The 14,998-nt window shown below is 41.9% G+C and carries 16 protein-coding genes; 8 read left to right on the top strand and 8 right to left on the bottom strand.

Translation table 11 applies throughout. The features are described 5' to 3' along the window. The first annotated feature begins 62 nt into the window (after positions 1–62). The 3 genes from DACET_RS07800 (at position 63) to DACET_RS07790 (ending at position 3,456) form a co-directional block, all read left to right on the top strand. Entirely contained in the window at positions 63–1,256 is a 1,194-nt protein-coding gene (locus tag DACET_RS07800; RefSeq protein ID WP_013010839.1) for a CsgG/HfaB family protein, read from the top strand. Positions 1,257–1,358: 102 nt separating this feature from the next. Beyond that, positions 1,359–2,348 (top strand): hypothetical protein, encoded by a 990-nt coding sequence (locus DACET_RS07795; protein WP_013010838.1) that lies wholly within the window; start codon positions 1,359–1,361, stop codon positions 2,346–2,348. Between the two features lies 1 nt (position 2,349). Next, complete coding sequence (locus DACET_RS07790; protein ID WP_013010837.1) at positions 2,350–3,456, top strand: hypothetical protein; 1,107 nt, start codon at positions 2,350–2,352, stop codon at positions 3,454–3,456. Between the two features lie 378 nt (positions 3,457–3,834). Here the strand turns inward: DACET_RS07790 and DACET_RS07785 are convergent, their stop codons facing one another. Continuing rightward, on the bottom strand, positions 3,835–4,851 hold the full coding sequence (locus DACET_RS07785; RefSeq protein WP_013010836.1) for an arsenic resistance protein: 1,017 nt from the start codon (positions 4,849–4,851) through the stop codon (positions 3,835–3,837). 126 nt (positions 4,852–4,977) lie between these two features. Beyond that, positions 4,978–5,352, bottom strand: coding sequence for a hypothetical protein (locus tag DACET_RS07780; protein WP_013010835.1), 375 nt, complete (start codon positions 5,350–5,352; stop codon positions 4,978–4,980). Positions 5,353–5,540: 188 nt separating this feature from the next. Between DACET_RS07780 and DACET_RS07775 the strand changes: the two genes are divergently transcribed. Continuing rightward, positions 5,541–6,395 carry a cache domain-containing protein gene (locus DACET_RS07775; protein WP_013010834.1) on the top strand — a complete coding sequence of 285 codons (855 nt, stop codon included), beginning with the start codon at positions 5,541–5,543 and terminating at the stop codon, positions 6,393–6,395. A 139-nt stretch (positions 6,396–6,534) separates the two neighbouring features. After that, a complete protein-coding gene (locus DACET_RS07770) occupies positions 6,535–7,827 on the top strand; it encodes a pyridoxal phosphate-dependent aminotransferase (RefSeq protein ID WP_013010833.1) in 1,293 nt (430 codons plus the stop codon). Between the two features lie 97 nt (positions 7,828–7,924). On the opposite strand, the gene DACET_RS07765 is transcribed toward DACET_RS07770, so the two are convergent. Beyond that, a complete protein-coding gene (locus DACET_RS07765) occupies positions 7,925–8,362 on the bottom strand; it encodes a universal stress protein (RefSeq protein WP_013010832.1) in 438 nt (145 codons plus the stop codon). 103 nt (positions 8,363–8,465) lie between these two features. Here DACET_RS07765 and DACET_RS07760 point away from each other — a divergent pair, with 103 nt between their 5' ends. Genes DACET_RS07760 through DACET_RS07750 form a run of 3 tightly spaced genes read left to right on the top strand, consistent with a single transcriptional unit; the run spans position 8,466 to position 10,464 of the window. Continuing rightward, positions 8,466–8,927, top strand: coding sequence for a hypothetical protein (locus DACET_RS07760; RefSeq protein WP_013010831.1), 462 nt, complete (start codon positions 8,466–8,468; stop codon positions 8,925–8,927). Further along, positions 8,928–9,587 carry a sulfite exporter TauE/SafE family protein gene (locus tag DACET_RS07755; RefSeq protein ID WP_013010830.1) on the top strand — a complete coding sequence of 220 codons (660 nt, stop codon included), beginning with the start codon at positions 8,928–8,930 and terminating at the stop codon, positions 9,585–9,587. A 1-nt stretch (position 9,588) separates the two neighbouring features. Next, positions 9,589–10,464, top strand: a complete 876-nt coding sequence (locus tag DACET_RS07750) for a DMT family transporter (RefSeq protein ID WP_013010829.1) — start codon at positions 9,589–9,591, stop codon at positions 10,462–10,464. On the opposite strand, the gene DACET_RS07745 is transcribed toward DACET_RS07750, so the two are convergent. The 5 genes from DACET_RS07745 to DACET_RS15985 form a co-directional block, all read right to left on the bottom strand. Beyond that, positions 10,444–12,879, bottom strand: coding sequence for a heavy metal translocating P-type ATPase (locus tag DACET_RS07745; RefSeq protein ID WP_013010828.1), 2,436 nt, complete (start codon positions 12,877–12,879; stop codon positions 10,444–10,446). The two genes, DACET_RS07750 and DACET_RS07745, sit on opposite strands and share 21 nt — an antisense overlap. Positions 12,880–12,889: 10 nt before the next feature. After that, complete coding sequence (gene ccoS, locus DACET_RS07740) at positions 12,890–13,054, bottom strand: cbb3-type cytochrome oxidase assembly protein CcoS (protein ID WP_041229937.1); 165 nt, start codon at positions 13,052–13,054, stop codon at positions 12,890–12,892. A gap of 102 nt (positions 13,055–13,156) precedes the next feature. Next, positions 13,157–13,591 carry a FixH family protein gene (locus DACET_RS07735; RefSeq protein ID WP_013010826.1) on the bottom strand — a complete coding sequence of 145 codons (435 nt, stop codon included), beginning with the start codon at positions 13,589–13,591 and terminating at the stop codon, positions 13,157–13,159. 8 nt (positions 13,592–13,599) lie between these two features. Next, on the bottom strand, positions 13,600–14,823 hold the full coding sequence (locus DACET_RS15535; RefSeq protein ID WP_083772376.1) for a 4Fe-4S dicluster domain-containing protein: 1,224 nt from the start codon (positions 14,821–14,823) through the stop codon (positions 13,600–13,602). Then, positions 14,804–14,953, bottom strand: coding sequence for a CcoQ/FixQ family Cbb3-type cytochrome c oxidase assembly chaperone (locus DACET_RS15985; RefSeq protein WP_013010824.1), 150 nt, complete (start codon positions 14,951–14,953; stop codon positions 14,804–14,806). Before DACET_RS15985 ends, DACET_RS15535 begins: the two co-directional genes overlap by 20 nt. Between the last annotated feature and the right edge of the window lie 45 nt (positions 14,954–14,998).

The raw sequence follows: 14,998 nt of genomic DNA, 5'->3' as shown, positions 1-14,998 counted from the left end.
CAGTTTGAATTTATTTCTTTTTTATGTCTATAATGCATGCATAAAATTATGGAGGTTGCGGAATGAAGAGAATCGCTCTTTCTTCGCTCTTATTATCGATGTTATTGATCCTTTCGGCATGTGTTGCAGGGGGGCCAAAGGTTGATCCGGGAGCATATCAAGTTTCACCGGCAGATGTTGAGAAGATACAGATACCTGCTGTTTGTCAGTCATCTTACAAAATTGATATCCCCAGAGTGGCTATTGTTGAATTTCAGAACAATACCACATACGGCAAAATGACAGCTACCAATACTCACGTTTCCGGTCAGAGTTCTACAACAAGAAAATCTGCTGCTGTCGCAGGGGTCGTTGCCACACCTGTTGGTATAGGAGTAGGTGGAGTTTCTGCATCTAAAACTGATACTAATTATTCAGGCAATATAGACTCTTTCATGAGAGAGATTGCACCAAATATCGGTACATATGCACAGTCTGCTGTAGAAAATACCATGTCCGGTATCGGCGGTATGAAAATATACGACAGAAGCCATCTGCAGAAGATAATGAATGAACAGAAATTTCAGATGACAATCGGTGATCCGAACACTGCCGTTCAGCTTGGTAAAATGGCCGGAGTACAATATATTATTACTGGTACAGTTGATAATATTACTACAAAGTATGTTGAAAAGATTAAAGATGATAAAAGCTTAGGCAGTCTTTTCACTCTTGCTTCTATTGCGGTGAACACACAGGCAGGCTGGAACGTTAATGTTGAGATGACCATAAAGCTTCTTGATGTAGCTACAGGCGAACAGCTTCTGAATAAAAAAGTTACTGGACATGAAGTAGCAGGCAATCAGCCGAACTTCAACCCTGAAATGTCTATCACTGCTGCTAAAAAAGCAATGGGTGAAGCAGTTGAAGATCTTCGTCCCGACTTTTCTCAGAGATTTGCGCAGAGGGGATACATCCAGCAGCTCAGAGGAAATAAAACGGTAGCACTCATAAACCTCGGCTCTGATAAAGGAATTACAGCCGGAACAAAAGTTGATGCTTACGATTTTATCGAGATAGTAGATCCGTTTACAAATGTTGCCACATGTAACATGTCTAAGATCCCTCTTGATTTAACTGTTTCAGATCAGGTTACAGCTAATCAGGCATGGGTTCAGGTGAAGGGTGACCCGGAACAGACTGCAAGACTTAAACTTGGAGTTATTGTAAAGCGCCAACAGCTTAAGGGGCAGGGCTTTATGAAAAAATTATTCTAAACTGATATATTTGCGGGCGGAAAATCCGCCCGCAGTGATTTCTACCTTGTATCTAAACCTATCTCCTTATATTATTGATATAAAATTATCTGAAGGAATACTATGCGCTCAAAAATAATTTCAATACTGCTTGTCATGCTTTGCACATATACAATTTTATATGCGGACAGTAATGACACCAATGTTAATGTCGTTCTGGAGATTGAGGGAGAGTACAAGTTTGAACCTTTTCCTGAGCCGTCAGAAGGTTTCGACGGTTTTCTGAGCAACGGTGTTTTACGTGTTATAAAGGAATCGTCTCATGGGATGTCTAAATACACTGCACTGAATGATGCTATGCAAAAAGCCAGAGAGGCTGTCTGGAAAGTTATTGTTCACAGTTATATTAGCGACGGTGTTACTGTGAGGGACGCAATACTTAACGCTCCTCCCTATATGGATTACACACCAAAAGAGAGTGAAAAAAAGAAATTCGAGGCTATGTCTGAAAAAGAACGTAGTGAGTTTATTCTGAAAAACGGTAAAGAAAAGAAATATGACTTTGAGAAGTTTATTAATATTGTCAAAGAGTGCGGAAGTTATACTAATTCGGGGCGTTTTTATGACAGTGTCGAGAAAACAGGATATGCCTGTATCGAAGTGAGTCTTAAGGATTTTTTCCATGCTGTGGATAACGATAAGATAAATATATTTAAAGATATAAAATACGGAGCGATGTATAAGCCGGTTGACCAGACTACAAAGAGCAGGTATGACGGCATCATAATTGATGCTTCTGACACATCATATGTTCCTTCTTTATTTGTAAAAGTTCTGGCGCCAACGGAAGAAACAGTTTATGCCGGGATTGCCGGACGTAAAAATATCTTTTTTGCTGCTGATATGGATAAGGCAAAAGAGATACTTGCTAAGAAAAATGTTAAAAGGGCTTACCGTACCTCTGCTCAGGGGGCATCTGGAGATGTTGGGGTAAAAGTTGGTCTGCCTGCGGCGGATAACGTTTTCTCCGCAGTTGCCAAGAACAGTAATATCCCTTTTGTTATAATATACAAGAATACTACAGACAAAAATACAGAACCAGCCGGAGAGTGATATGAAAAAATTTATACTTGCTGTTTTTATGGTGATTACTGCCACAGTTGCATTTGCAGTTCCTGTTACTGTTACATCTATTGGTGAGGCAGATATTATAGGCGGAGATAAAGCAAGTGCAAAGCTTCAGGCTGTTGCCCGCGCAAAATGGGCAGCAATGGAGGAAGCTTCCGGGGTAAGAGTGAAGTCTGACACCATAGTACAGAATGCTATGCTTGTGGATGAAGCAATTAAGAGTGAAGTGTCCGGCATCATCCAAAGCTATAAGATAACAGGAGAGGAAGAGGACGGGAATCTTTACCGCGTTATGATAAGTGCAGTTATCGTTCCGGAAAAGGCTAAAAATGCCGTAGGGATGATCGCTAAGAACACTTCTGTCGCTGTTATGATCCCTGTTGTTTTCCCCGATAAGCACGTTGAGGAGACAAACATCCTGACGGAAACTGTTATAAACCAGCTTACAATGCAGCAGATGGAGGTTGTTGATATAGCTTCCTCTGCCGGAACCAGCCTTTCAACTCTTGATAATGCCATGCAGACAAATAACTATATGGCAATGCGTGATATCGCTGTGAAAAGCCTTGCCGGAACACTGCTGATAGGTAAAGTTGAAACTGCTACGACAGCATCAGAGGGTACAGATACCGGCTATGGTGTTTCACTGCCCTTCAACGTTGTAACAGGCAGGCTAACGTACAGGCTCCTAACTCAGCAGAATGGCAATTCCCGTATACTTGCCAGCGGTTTTCTCGCTGCTAAGGGGATGGGGGCTAGTCTTACCGATGCCACAAATCAGATGATGCAGAATATGAATAGGGAAGTCTCTCAGACGCTTATAAGCATCGTTATGGAGAAGGTGAAAGGGGCAAACAATAAGTCTGTGTCAGTTCAGCTTTTAGGTAACCCCAGCCTTGCAGACCTGATGGAGCTTAAGCAGATGCTTTCATATACAGCATGGGTGCTGGACGTTCAGGAGCGCAGTGCAGATATGCTGGCTGTTTCCTATCCGGAAAAGACATTATATCTTGCAACAGCAATTAACAGTAAGCCGAACTATAAGGTTGAGAAACTTACAGACTATTCGATACTGGTCAAAAAACTATATTGAGCTAATCAAGGCAGTCGTGTGGCTGCCTTTTTTTATGCGGTCGCAGACACAGAACACCACGCATTTATGCGTGGATGAATGAGCTAATCACAGCTTAAGAGCTTACAAGTCATTGCGAGGAATGTAAAATGACGAAGCAATCTCAGGATTAACTAACGAGTCCAGAGGTTCCACAGCCTTGTAGGCTTCGCAGTGACGTATTTTGCATATGCTCTAGCTGTGACAACGAAGTTGTAACTTTGTGTGTTAAGCACGTGCGAAGCAATAGAACCACAGGTTTACCCGTTGGAATTTATAAGCTGATGTGGTCTTCTATAGTGCAATCGTAAATAACTAGCGACTTTCATAAGCATCACACCTGTACCTTTGAGGAGTTTGCTATGTCTCTGCGCCAGCTTGTATCTGCTCTGTATTAACATCCTCTTCTTTGAAAATCATAGGTACCAGCTTTATATACCATGCCGCAGACTGGATTTGTATAACATAGGCGAGGGATATGAGCAGAGCAATCGTAGACCCTTCTTTTCCAAAAGCAGTCATAGCTATTGCCAGTGCAATGGAAAGGTCACGCATCACCACACCAAAAACCATGGCGATAGCATCTTCTCTTTTGAAAAAGAGTCTGCCGATGATTGAGAGTAGTATGTAAGAAGTCAGATAAAATACTACAAGAGGAATCATTATTGTTATCAGATCAGCAGGATTTGCTATTATATTTTTAGCTTTCAGCGACATTGCCACAAACGCTATTAAGGTGACTCCCAGTGCAGAAAAAGGCGGAAACTTTGGTTTATATTTATTCGTCCATGCTTCATTGCCATGTCTTTTGCGGATATATGCTTGTGTTGAAACCCCAGCCAGAAGAGGGAGAAATACGAACAGGCATATCTGCCTGAACATATGAAGCATGTCTACTTCAACTGTTGCACCCATAAATACTTTTGTGTAAACCGGAGCAGCCATTGCACCTATTATAAGTCCGAAAACAAGCATTTTGGTCGCTGCCTCTTTATTGCCTTTGGCAAATCCAGTCCATGAAATAGTCATGCCGGAGGCAGGCAGAACACCTATTAGAAAGAGCCCCACAGCCCATAGTCCGAATTTTTGTGCGTCTCCCGTAAAGAAGATTTTACCAAGACAATATACGATGAGCGGAATCAGTATAAAATTGATAATTTGTGTAATAATTTGAAGTTTTGTGTCGCGACCTTTAAAGATTGATCTGATGTTTAACGTTGCCATCATAGGGTAAACCATTAAGAACGTTATGGGTATTATCAGCTGTTTGAGCGGGTGTGCGTCAAAGAGGAATCCTCCACCTATAAGTCCGAGTATCATTGAAACAGGGATGGCCCATACGAGGTTCTTCTGCAATATAGATAGATATTTAATCATGATTTCACCTTTATAATTATAAGCATATGCTTGTAATTTGTTAAAATATATTAATATTTGAATATTCGTATGTCAAGTGATTCTTTGGGTGAGGGATACTGAGTAGTACCGGGCTTAAGAGATATGTTAGTAATCGAGGTCTTTCAAAAGAGCGTTGCGCAAAGCTTTTATCTCATCGACAAAGTCACAGTTACAAGACGCATCTGAATCGAGACAGTGCCATTTCTCCTGAAGCTGTTTGAATAATTCCAAAGCGTCATCAGAGGCATTGTCGCCATGTTTCAGCATGTGTAAGAAAAATTTGGTAGGTGTCATCCATGTCTGAGAATATTTCCATGCAGAGTTTTCGGTTTCGTGGATAACAAACATCATCCGGCATTTATTTGCTCTGAAGTGAGGGCACTCATAGGATAAGCATACCCCATGGAAAAGCATCTCTATGGAGGAGTCGTTGATTTCAATATTTGATTTTTCAGAGACATTTATTAACTTATGATCCATTTAACGAGCCTTGAATTATTAAATACGTATCCACAATAATTATATGCAAAATACTGAAAATGTCAAAATTTCAAAGTGTTATTTTCGTAAATTTTGATTAATTCTGGTAGAATAATTACAAGTGATACAAGTTAATACATTGTAAAGCATTTACTGCTTATTTTCAATCAGAGTTAATGGGGGATACCATGCTTAAATTATATTGCTGGGGTTTATGTTCTAACAGGTTTATTTATCAGATGTTTATGGTTGTTTTGTTTTGTTTTATATTTACAGGATGTACTGAAAATCAGTACAGTGAAAAGCAGCTCGGCGAGGCTTCCGCAAAGATGAAGGATTATTATCTTACGGAAATGGATCATAAGACAGTTCTTGGTATCGATACGGTGAGATATCTGGCAGAGCGGAGTGAAATACAAGATGCTCTGGCAGCTGAAGATGAGTCAATTGCAGTTGATCTTATAGAAGAGACAGAACGCTCTATAAGAGACTCGACAAAACATAGTGATTTTCAGCTTCATGCGCATACAGCTCAGAAAAATTGTATGTTTAAACACTGGAAAGACGCTAACGATAGCGAATGTTTTATTTTGTTCAGGCATTCAATAAAATATGCAAAGCAGGAGAATGATATTATACACGGTTTTGAAGTGGGACATGAAGGTCTTTTGCTTCGGGCTGTTGCTCCCGTTTTGAAGGATGATATATACATGGGGACGATTGAGTCTCTTCAGAGTGTGGCTTCTATTGTGGAAGACCTCAATGAAGAAAACGAAATACTGATCTTTTTTATGCATGAGAACAGGCTTGATGTTGCAACTGACCTTAAGGGCTGTGCTACTTGCCAAGGGCTTGCAGTTGCGCAGGAAAAAGTGGATACAGATTTTTTTGAAAGCTTAAAAAGTGTCGATATCCATAAGTTATATACGGAGGATTATCTGGTACATGATGGTTATCTTATTTCAGGTGTTGTAATCGTGGATGTTTCAGGGCTTGACTCAGGCGTTGCAGTATTGGGGAAAAGATTGTCAGATATCAGGTAAAAATTTATGACATGCCAGCTGGCTGAGGCAGTTTATAAATTCGAATGATATTTGTTTTACATATGTTGGTTACTCTTGAAAATGTGTTCAAAAAGGAAGATACTTGCCTAATTTGCATATTAACTATAGGAGTATAATTATGAGTGATTATGGAAAACCTGACATTAATCTAAACCTGAATGTCAGAGGGCTGCCTCTTTCTGCCACACTTGCGATAAACGAGCTCAGCAACTCGCTGAGACAACAGGGTAAGAAAGTATATAAACTTGGATTAGGGCAGTCACCTTTTCCTGTTCCGCAGTCTGTTGTAAATGAACTAAAAAATAACGCATATCAAAAAGACTATCTTCCTGTGAGGGGGCTTCCGGTGCTCCAGACAGCAGTTGCTGAATATTATCAAAAGACTCAGGGGCTTACTTTTAAAGCGAATAACATACTTATCGGTCCCGGGTCAAAAGAACTGATGTTTCTCATACAGCTTGTATATTACGGTGACCTTGTAATACCAACCCCAAGCTGGGTGTCTTATGCTCCGCAGGCTCATATCGTCGGTCATCAAGTCCACTGGCTGAATACTCTCGAAGAGAACGAATGGCTCCTGATGCCTGAAGAGCTTGAAGCTCTCTGCAAGGAAGACCCCAATAAGCCTAGACTCGTTATACTGAACTACCCGAATAATCCGACAGGTGGGACATATACTCTGGAGCAGCTTCAGGAGCTTGCAGAAGTTGCACGCAGGTATAAAGTTGTGATGCTGTCTGATGAAATATACGGTGAAACCAATCATGAAGGAAACCATGTGTCTATCGCCAAGTTCTACCCGGAAGGTACAGTTATCAGCAGCGGCTTATCAAAATGGTGCGGGGCAGGGGGGTGGCGTCTCGGCACATTTGCATTCCCTGATTCTCTTGAGTGGCTTCTGAACTCTATGGCGTCTGTTGCCAGTGAAACATTTACGTCCACTAGCGCACCCATACAATATGCTGCTGTTCGTGCTTTTAAGTTTGGTATAGATATCGAAAGGTATCTGTGGAACTCACGTAAGATACTGCGCCAGCTTGGCAGGCTGATGCATGAAATACTTACAGATGCTGGTGTTCGCTGTGCTTATCCTAAGGGTGGTTTCTACATGTTTCCGAACTTTGAGAACTATAGAGAATCACTGAAAGCAAAACAGATAACAACATCTGATCAGTTCTGTCAGCGTCTTTTAAACGATGTTGGTGTTGCCGTTCTCCCGGGGACAGCTTTCGGGAGACCTGCCGGTGAGCTGACAGCCAGGCTTTCGTATGTGGATTTTGACGGTGCAAGGGCATTGTCGGCGCTGGAAACTAAACCTTCCGATTATGAACCCGACGATGACTTTATACGTCAGCACTGCGGCGAAAACATTATTGCCATGGAAAAGACTGTTGAGTGGCTTAAAAGTTAGCGATGCTCTCAGGGGCGGGAGTTTCGGAGAGTAATCATATAAAATAAGAGGGTTGCGGCACGGATATTCAATATATAACCATACCGCAATCCTGTAATTATATTTTAGTAATCAAGACGCTGATAGGCGAGTGACGAAGGATCTTTCCTGCGGTGCTTCCGTGGACGATACGTTTAAAACCGCCTTCGCCGTGGGAGCCTAGCACAACAAGGTCATAGTTACCGTTTTCCATCTCATAAAGACTTTCAATGTATGGAGTTCCCCGTCTGACGTAGCTTTCCCACTCAAGCTCTTTTAATACCGGAATTTCTTCTTCAAGCTTGCTGAATTTTTCTTCGATCTCCACATCAATTTTCTTTTTAATGTCTTTATACTGATTTTCGTTTATATAAAGCTGAAATTGACTCTGGTCGTGGGCAACATGCATTATCGTCAGCTTACTCCCCTGACATCTCGCTATGGTAGCTGCTTCTTCGACAGCTTTTTTTGAATACTCGCTGAAATCCGTCAGCGATAGAATATGCTTATAACTCATTGCAAACTCCTTGATTGATAAAGATATTATATGACGACAAAATTTCAATTTCAAGTTAACTGTTCTATTTAAAATTTAAATCTGATGTGCTATTGTGAACAGTATGAAACATAAGATTATAATTAAAACCTTATTCAGTATATTTTTCCTTTTGCTGTTGATAGTTTGCTTTAGCCAGCAGTCTTTTGCAGCAGAAAAATTCGTACGTAAATATCAGAAAAATATAGACCTTTCTCACTCACAAACAGAAGTTACTGTTGGCAGGTATAAGATTAAGGCGGACATGAGCCGTCCGGCACTTCCTTTTCGGGAGATTGTTTTTCGTTTTCATATAGAACGTGACGGCAGACCCGTTGAATTAAAGAGCGGTGATGTAAAGTTCAATATGGTTATGGATATGGGACTTTATAAAGCGCGCCTGCAAAAGGCTGCTACAGGCTATACGGCAAAGATTACACTTCCCAAATGCATCTTTGGCGGACAGAGGTGGTTTGCTAAACTTGAGTTTGAAGAGGGAAATTTTTCTGCTGAAAAAGTATTTTTGTTTGATATGGACGAAAAATAAATGGAAGAGCTAACCTATTTAGGCTTTCTGACTATGGGATTTTCTGTAGGGTTCGGACACTGCATAGGAATGTGTCATCCTTTTGTATTATACATATCCGGTCGTTTTGTGGGAGAGAAGAAAGGTTACAGTGCTCTATTCATACCTCATATAAAGTATAATCTCGGACGTGTTGTTACCTATAGTTTTCTCGGTTTTATAGCCGGCTTTGCAGGAGACATGATGCAGGTTGTCGGCAGACTGATTGGTATACAGAAAGGAGCAGCAATTGTTGCAGGTGTTTTTCTTGTGCTCTACGGGGTTTTGTCTTTTATTGGCTACAATTTCATGAATAAGCTGGAACACAAGCTCGCAGGCGGTGCATTTTTCAGCAAGCTGAAGAAGTTTCAGCCCAGGTCTGCTTTTGTTACAGGGCTTGTGCTTGGTTTTCTCCCCTGCGGTCCTCTTTACGGTATGATTATTGCGTCAGCGTCCACCGCAAGCGCATCCCGCGGACTATTGTCTATGTTTCTGTATGGTATCGGGACATCTGCGGCTATGATGGCTACTTCTGTTTTTGGTAATTATTTCATGTCCAGACGGGGTCTTTTTAACCTGCTAAGCCTCATACTGATGGTTTGTATGGGTATCTTCTTTATATATTCTGGGGTAAGGATGTAATATGAACAAAGGTGTGTTTTTTATAATCGGAGCAGCTATGCTCTGGGGAACAACTGGTACAACACAAGCTTTTGCTCCTATGGGCGCATCTCCACTTACAGTGGGGACAATGCGGCTCTTGATAGGAGGTTTTGGGCTTTTAATCGTTGCCATTGTCGGGAGGTCATTTACAGGTGGTAAATTTAACCCTGTCCACGTTATTGCAGGAGCTGTTCTCGTTGCCATATACCAGATAGCATTTTTTTCCGCAGTAAACCTGACAGGTGTCGCAGTTGGAACTATAGTCGCCATCGGAAGCGGACCAGCATTCGCAGGGGTACTTGGTAAGGTTGTACTGAAAGAACAGCTTGACGTTAAATGGTACATTGCAACGTTTCTCGCAGTGGTAGGCTGTACTCTGCTTGTACTATCAGGTGAAAGTGAGGTTTCAGTTAATCCGCTGGGTATTTTATACGCTCTGATTTCAGGTTTTGGGTATGCCGCTTATACTATGATTGTTAAGGTTATGCTGGAAAAAGCGAGGGGGAATGCTGTCATTGCTCTGCTTTTCTTTGGCGGGGCGATCATTATGCTTCCTGCACTATTTGTTTATGATATAGCATGGATATTTACCGAAAAGGGTATTTTTTCAATGGCTTATCTGGGACTGTTTGCCACAACACTTTCTTATATCCTTTTTGCGAAAGGACTCAAACTCATTACTGTTGCAAAGACAACAACTCTTTCACTTGCAGAACCTCTGACCGCCGCAGTGCTTGGCATTATAGTTCTCGGGGAAACATTGAATATAATGGTTGCCTTGGGAATGTTATGCATATTTACAGGTATTGTTGTTTTGAGCGTAGAGAGGCAAAAACTATCTGCTGATGCGAAGTGAGTTGAAGACTACCGCCAGACTACTGATACTCATCAAACCTGCTGAGAAAACCGGGTGTATTGTGCCTGTTACGGCAAGCGGAACCATTATAATGTTGTAAGAAAATGCCCAGAACAGATTTTGTTTTATCACCCGCAGTGTGACAACTGATGTGTCGTAAACAATAGAAACAAGTTTCAGTTCATCCCGCATCAGAACGATATCTGAGCTTTCAATGGCTATGTCTGTACCCTGACCGATAGCTATCCCTATGTCCGCAGTGGTGAGGGCAGGTGCATCGTTAATGCCGTCCCCGACCATGGCGCACACTTTACCGTTTTTCTGAAATGATTTTACAACATCGGCTTTTTCAAAGGGTGTTACGTCTGCGATATAAGTGAGGCTTGGAACATCTAACTTCTCCACAAGCTTTGCTGCCGCAAGTTCATTGTCGCCTGTGAGTATAACGATATTTACATGTCTTTTGGCAAGTTGCCTGAGCATATCCTGAGCATCATCTCTGATAGAGTCCGAGAGTGTCATGAATCCGGCAAATTTACCATCAATAGCTATACATGCCACAGTGTAGCCCAGCTTTATCTGCTCTCTGATCTCGTTATCAGGTGTTTCAACGCCGTTTTCATTCAGGTATGACGATGTACCCGCAAGAACGACAGATCCTTTTATAACGCCGCTCAGCCCTTTCCCCGGGTGCTCTTTAAAGTTCTCCACTGCAAGGAAATCATCAAGATATGTGTTGATGATTGCTTTGCCTATCAGGTGTGAGGAGTGCTTTTCAAGGGAAGCTGTATAGCTGACAAGTGTTTTTTTGTCTGTGTCATATACAGCAACATTTTCTACTTTGAGCTCGCCTTTGGTGATTGTACCTGTTTTATCAAATATAATTGTGTCTGCCTTGCTAAGTATTTCAATAATATCCCCGGCTTTCGCCACAGCGCCCAGTTTAGTTATCTTGGATGTTGCTATAAGTATCGCCAGAGGCGTAGCAAGACCGAGGGCACAAGGGCAGGCTATAACTAATACAGATACGGCATTCATAGTGGATACAAGCATGTCGCCTGAATAGTAATACCAGCCTATGAACGTACATGCTCCAACTGTCAGGATTGCAGGAACAAACCATCCGACAACTTTGTCTGCGATGTTCTGAATGGGAGCCTTGGCAGCCTGCGCATCCTCCACAGCCTGAACGATGCGGGAGAGGGTGGTTGTGGCTCCGGTGTGCTCAACCTGTATTATGATTTTACCGTTAACGTTGCCGGTGCCGGCGAAAACTTTTGTACCTTCATTTTTTACCTGAGGCAGAGGTTCGCCGGTCAGCATTGACTCGTTAACCTCGGAATTTCCGTAAATTACGATACCGTCAGCAGGAATGGAGTCACCGGGGAGTACTTCAAGGTAGTCTCCGGCACGAACCTGCTTTACCGGAACTGTCTCAGACCTGAGGCTGCCTGTAATGTAGTCGTTAATATCAAAAGAGCTGAGAAAACGAACCTGAACAGGTTGATATGTAAGAAGTTTCGATACCGCATTGGAAGTCCTTGCCTTTGCTCCGGATTCAATGTATCTCCCCAGCAGTATAAGGGTTATTATCATGGAAGTTGTGTCGAAATAGACCTCTTTACCCATGAAGAGCGCAAATATACTGTAAACGTATGCCGTGAATGACCCCATAAAAATAAGGGTGTCCATGGTGGTATGACCGTGCCTTATGGCTGCGATAGAACTTTTGATGAAAGGCATTCCGGAGTAAAACATAACCGGTGTGCTGAGGAGCCATGCAGCATACTGAAACATTATCCGCAGACCTTCGTCTATCCCCTGAAAGTATCCGGCATAAAGAGCTATAGTATATATCATAAGCTGCATACTGAAGAATGCGCCTATTGAAAAGCGAAAGAAATAATCCTTCTTCTCTTTTTCGTAGATTGTGGCTGTGCCGGATTCGCTTATGGGAAGAGGGCAGTAGCCTATGGAGGATATTCGGTCTATTATCTCTTTGAGGGTGATGATACCTTTTGTCCAGCGTATTTTAGCTTTGTGGGTGGCATAGTTAACCATAACAGATTCGATACCGTGTGCTTTAGAAAGATATGTTTCGATAAGCCAGATGCAGGCTGCACAGCGGATGCCGGACAGTGCAATGTTTACCTCGTATGAATTTTCTGTTTCCAGAACCGAATCAACAAACAGCTCTTCGGAGACATTCGACCGTACAACAGCACCCGGCTCCCAGTTGTCGTCCCTTTTGGAGTAAAACTTTGAAAAGCCTTCCTCCTGAAGGATACTGTAAACACTGGAGCAGCCGGGGCAGCAAAAATAACATTCTTCTCCGTTCACCCGTTCCTCTATTGCCTGGTTTTTGTTTATTTCCAGCATACAGTGGCTGCAAGTAACAGTTTTGTTATTGCTCACGATGAACTACCTATTTTTCCTTATGCGGGATGTCTTCGGCATCGTCGTCCAGCATTCGGTATTTTGGTCCCTCGATGTCATCAAATTCGCCTGCTTTTGATGCCCAGAGGAAGATGATAAGCACTATCACGCCCAGTATGAGCGAGACAGGTATCATCATGTAGAGTGCTCCCATCAGTTCGCGTATTTCATCGCATAGTACAGAGGCAGTCCTATCATTGCGATAAGGGAAATGATCATTACTATTGTTCCAACTCTCATAGTAAACCTCCTGGTCTTAGTTAATATAAAAACTTTTCTGAAGGCGGATCACTCTGTCGTTGACTTTGCTCTTTGCCATCAGAATGTAATACCCGTGTTGATCTAGGCTGAAAGCAGATGCATAGCTTCCGTCTGTAGAAGGTTCGGCATCGAGTTTCAATGTTTCTTTATTTGTGGCAGGACGTGAGAGGTAAAATTCGATATTTTCCAGAGCTACTTCTCCTGCATTCTTAACAGTGAAGTTAAGATTTACAATGTTATCTGTCCGGGACTGGCTGATTATAGACAGATCCAGACCGTTTTCTTTTATAAACTGTTTATCAGAGTCATATTTCAGCCCGGTTTCATAAGGCTGATCTGTCACTTTACCATCAAAATATTTTATTCCGACATAGATTGACGGTGCAATTGTTATAAATCCTATCAGAAATATAATGATACTTACTCTCATGACAGCTCCTATTTCTTCTTTCTGATTGGTCTCCTGAAGCTTAGTTCGCTCTCAAGAGGTTTACCTTTTTCATCATTTCCCAATGACTGCATAGTCAGGGAAAGTATTGGTTTCTTCTTCAGCTCTGCTGCGGGGATAAAGAGAAATACCTTCTCTTTGAGTGTCTCGTCCGGCGCAACCACAAGAGGCTGTGGATACTGGAGTTCATAGTTTTTAAAATCTTTGAGTTTCAGTTCCACCCTGAGATTATCCTTTGTCAGGTTTCTAAGCATTATCTCGTATGAGTTTATAACCTGATCATCTTTGTATCTGGGTAGGAAAGCGGAGTTGGGGAAAACCTGAAACTCGTATGGTTTCATAGTTGCCGCCATAAACAAAAAGCCTGAGAGGAATAGTGCTGTCACCACTCCGGTAATTATAACGTTTGTACGAAAGGTTTTTTTCCGGTTGTTGAACCCGTATATGTAGTTGATGAGGGAAGATACGTCTTCGTTTTCTCTGGTCATAGTTTTTGTGCAGGCGGTTATGCAGCGCCCGCAGTTGATACACTGGCTGTCCATACCCTGCCGTATGTCTATTCCTACTGGGCAGGTGTTTACGCACGCCTGACACTTCACACATTTGTAGCTGGTTTCAGGATCCATAGCGATTATAAGGGTGTTGTCATCAAACATAACAGACTGAAGTTTTGAGTATGGGCAGATAGTCGTACAAAACTTGTACCTTATAAGCGCAAAGTTCAAATAAGTTATTATCGTAAGCACTATAAAAAACCATACTGTCACAGAGCTTATTGTGCCGTCAGTCAGCCCGCTGAAAAAAGCGTAAGGAGATACGAAATACCACACCATCGATGCCCCGATCAGAGCGCTTATGGCAAGTACGGCTGTATGGAATAAAAACTTTGTAAAAAAGCTTAGATTTTTATTTTCAAGAAATTTAGTGAAATTCATCATTACAGTCTGGGGACATAGCCACCCGCACCATATACGCCCGTAAAGCTGGGTGATGAGAATTATAAGGAACGTTATAAAAAAAGTAAAAATGAGAACGATAAAAAAATTCTCAATATAAATAGTTTTGCCGAAGAACAGCAGACCGAGGGACGGTATGTCAAACCTCAGTATGCTATCTCCGTTTATCTTGATAAAAGGGATGAGCAGGTATATTGCTGTGAATATAATCCTTACAACCCATCTTTTCTGCTGGAGCTCAATCTTCATCATCATCATCCATCATGTCGTATTTTGCCTGCTCTATTTTGCTTTTATTCTTTTTGGAATAGTTGTAAGCGATGATTCCGGCAAAAACCAGCACAAGCACCAGACCGTAGATGAAATACGATAGCGGGGTCCCTAACATGGTTGTCCTCCGTTTTAAAGAAAATAAGGGGCGGCTATAAAATCC

This window comes from Denitrovibrio acetiphilus DSM 12809 (assembly GCF_000025725.1).
GTDB classification, from domain to species: domain Bacteria; phylum Chrysiogenota; class Deferribacteres; order Deferribacterales; family Geovibrionaceae; genus Denitrovibrio; species Denitrovibrio acetiphilus.
The sequence above is the reverse complement of the archived record's forward strand: the minus strand, read 5'-3'. Positions and strand labels throughout refer to the sequence as shown.

Excerpts from the sequence above, each read along its gene's own strand:
- DACET_RS07735 (WP_013010826.1), bottom strand. The coding sequence starts at position 13,591 with ATGAGAGTAAGTATCATTATATTTCTGATAGGATTTATAACAATTGCA.
- DACET_RS15535 (WP_083772376.1), bottom strand. The coding sequence starts at position 14,823 with ATGATGATGATGAAGATTGAGCTCCAGCAGAAAAGATGGGTTGTAAGG.
- DACET_RS07775 (WP_013010834.1), top strand. The coding sequence starts at position 5,541 with ATGCTTAAATTATATTGCTGGGGTTTATGTTCTAACAGGTTTATTTAT.
- DACET_RS15985 (WP_013010824.1), bottom strand. The coding sequence starts at position 14,953 with ATGTTAGGGACCCCGCTATCGTATTTCATCTACGGTCTGGTGCTTGTG.
- ccoS (WP_041229937.1), bottom strand. The coding sequence starts at position 13,054 with ATGGGAGCACTCTACATGATGATACCTGTCTCGCTCATACTGGGCGTG.
- DACET_RS07755 (WP_013010830.1), top strand. The coding sequence starts at position 8,928 with ATGGAAGAGCTAACCTATTTAGGCTTTCTGACTATGGGATTTTCTGTA.
- DACET_RS07780 (WP_013010835.1), bottom strand. The coding sequence starts at position 5,352 with ATGGATCATAAGTTAATAAATGTCTCTGAAAAATCAAATATTGAAATC.
- DACET_RS07770 (WP_013010833.1), top strand. The coding sequence starts at position 6,535 with ATGAGTGATTATGGAAAACCTGACATTAATCTAAACCTGAATGTCAGA.
- DACET_RS07790 (WP_013010837.1), top strand. The coding sequence starts at position 2,350 with ATGAAAAAATTTATACTTGCTGTTTTTATGGTGATTACTGCCACAGTT.
- DACET_RS07785 (WP_013010836.1), bottom strand. The coding sequence starts at position 4,851 with ATGATTAAATATCTATCTATATTGCAGAAGAACCTCGTATGGGCCATC.
- DACET_RS07750 (WP_013010829.1), top strand. The coding sequence starts at position 9,589 with ATGAACAAAGGTGTGTTTTTTATAATCGGAGCAGCTATGCTCTGGGGA.
- DACET_RS07760 (WP_013010831.1), top strand. The coding sequence starts at position 8,466 with ATGAAACATAAGATTATAATTAAAACCTTATTCAGTATATTTTTCCTT.
- DACET_RS07800 (WP_013010839.1), top strand. The coding sequence starts at position 63 with ATGAAGAGAATCGCTCTTTCTTCGCTCTTATTATCGATGTTATTGATC.
- DACET_RS07765 (WP_013010832.1), bottom strand. The coding sequence starts at position 8,362 with ATGAGTTATAAGCATATTCTATCGCTGACGGATTTCAGCGAGTATTCA.
- DACET_RS07795 (WP_013010838.1), top strand. The coding sequence starts at position 1,359 with ATGCGCTCAAAAATAATTTCAATACTGCTTGTCATGCTTTGCACATAT.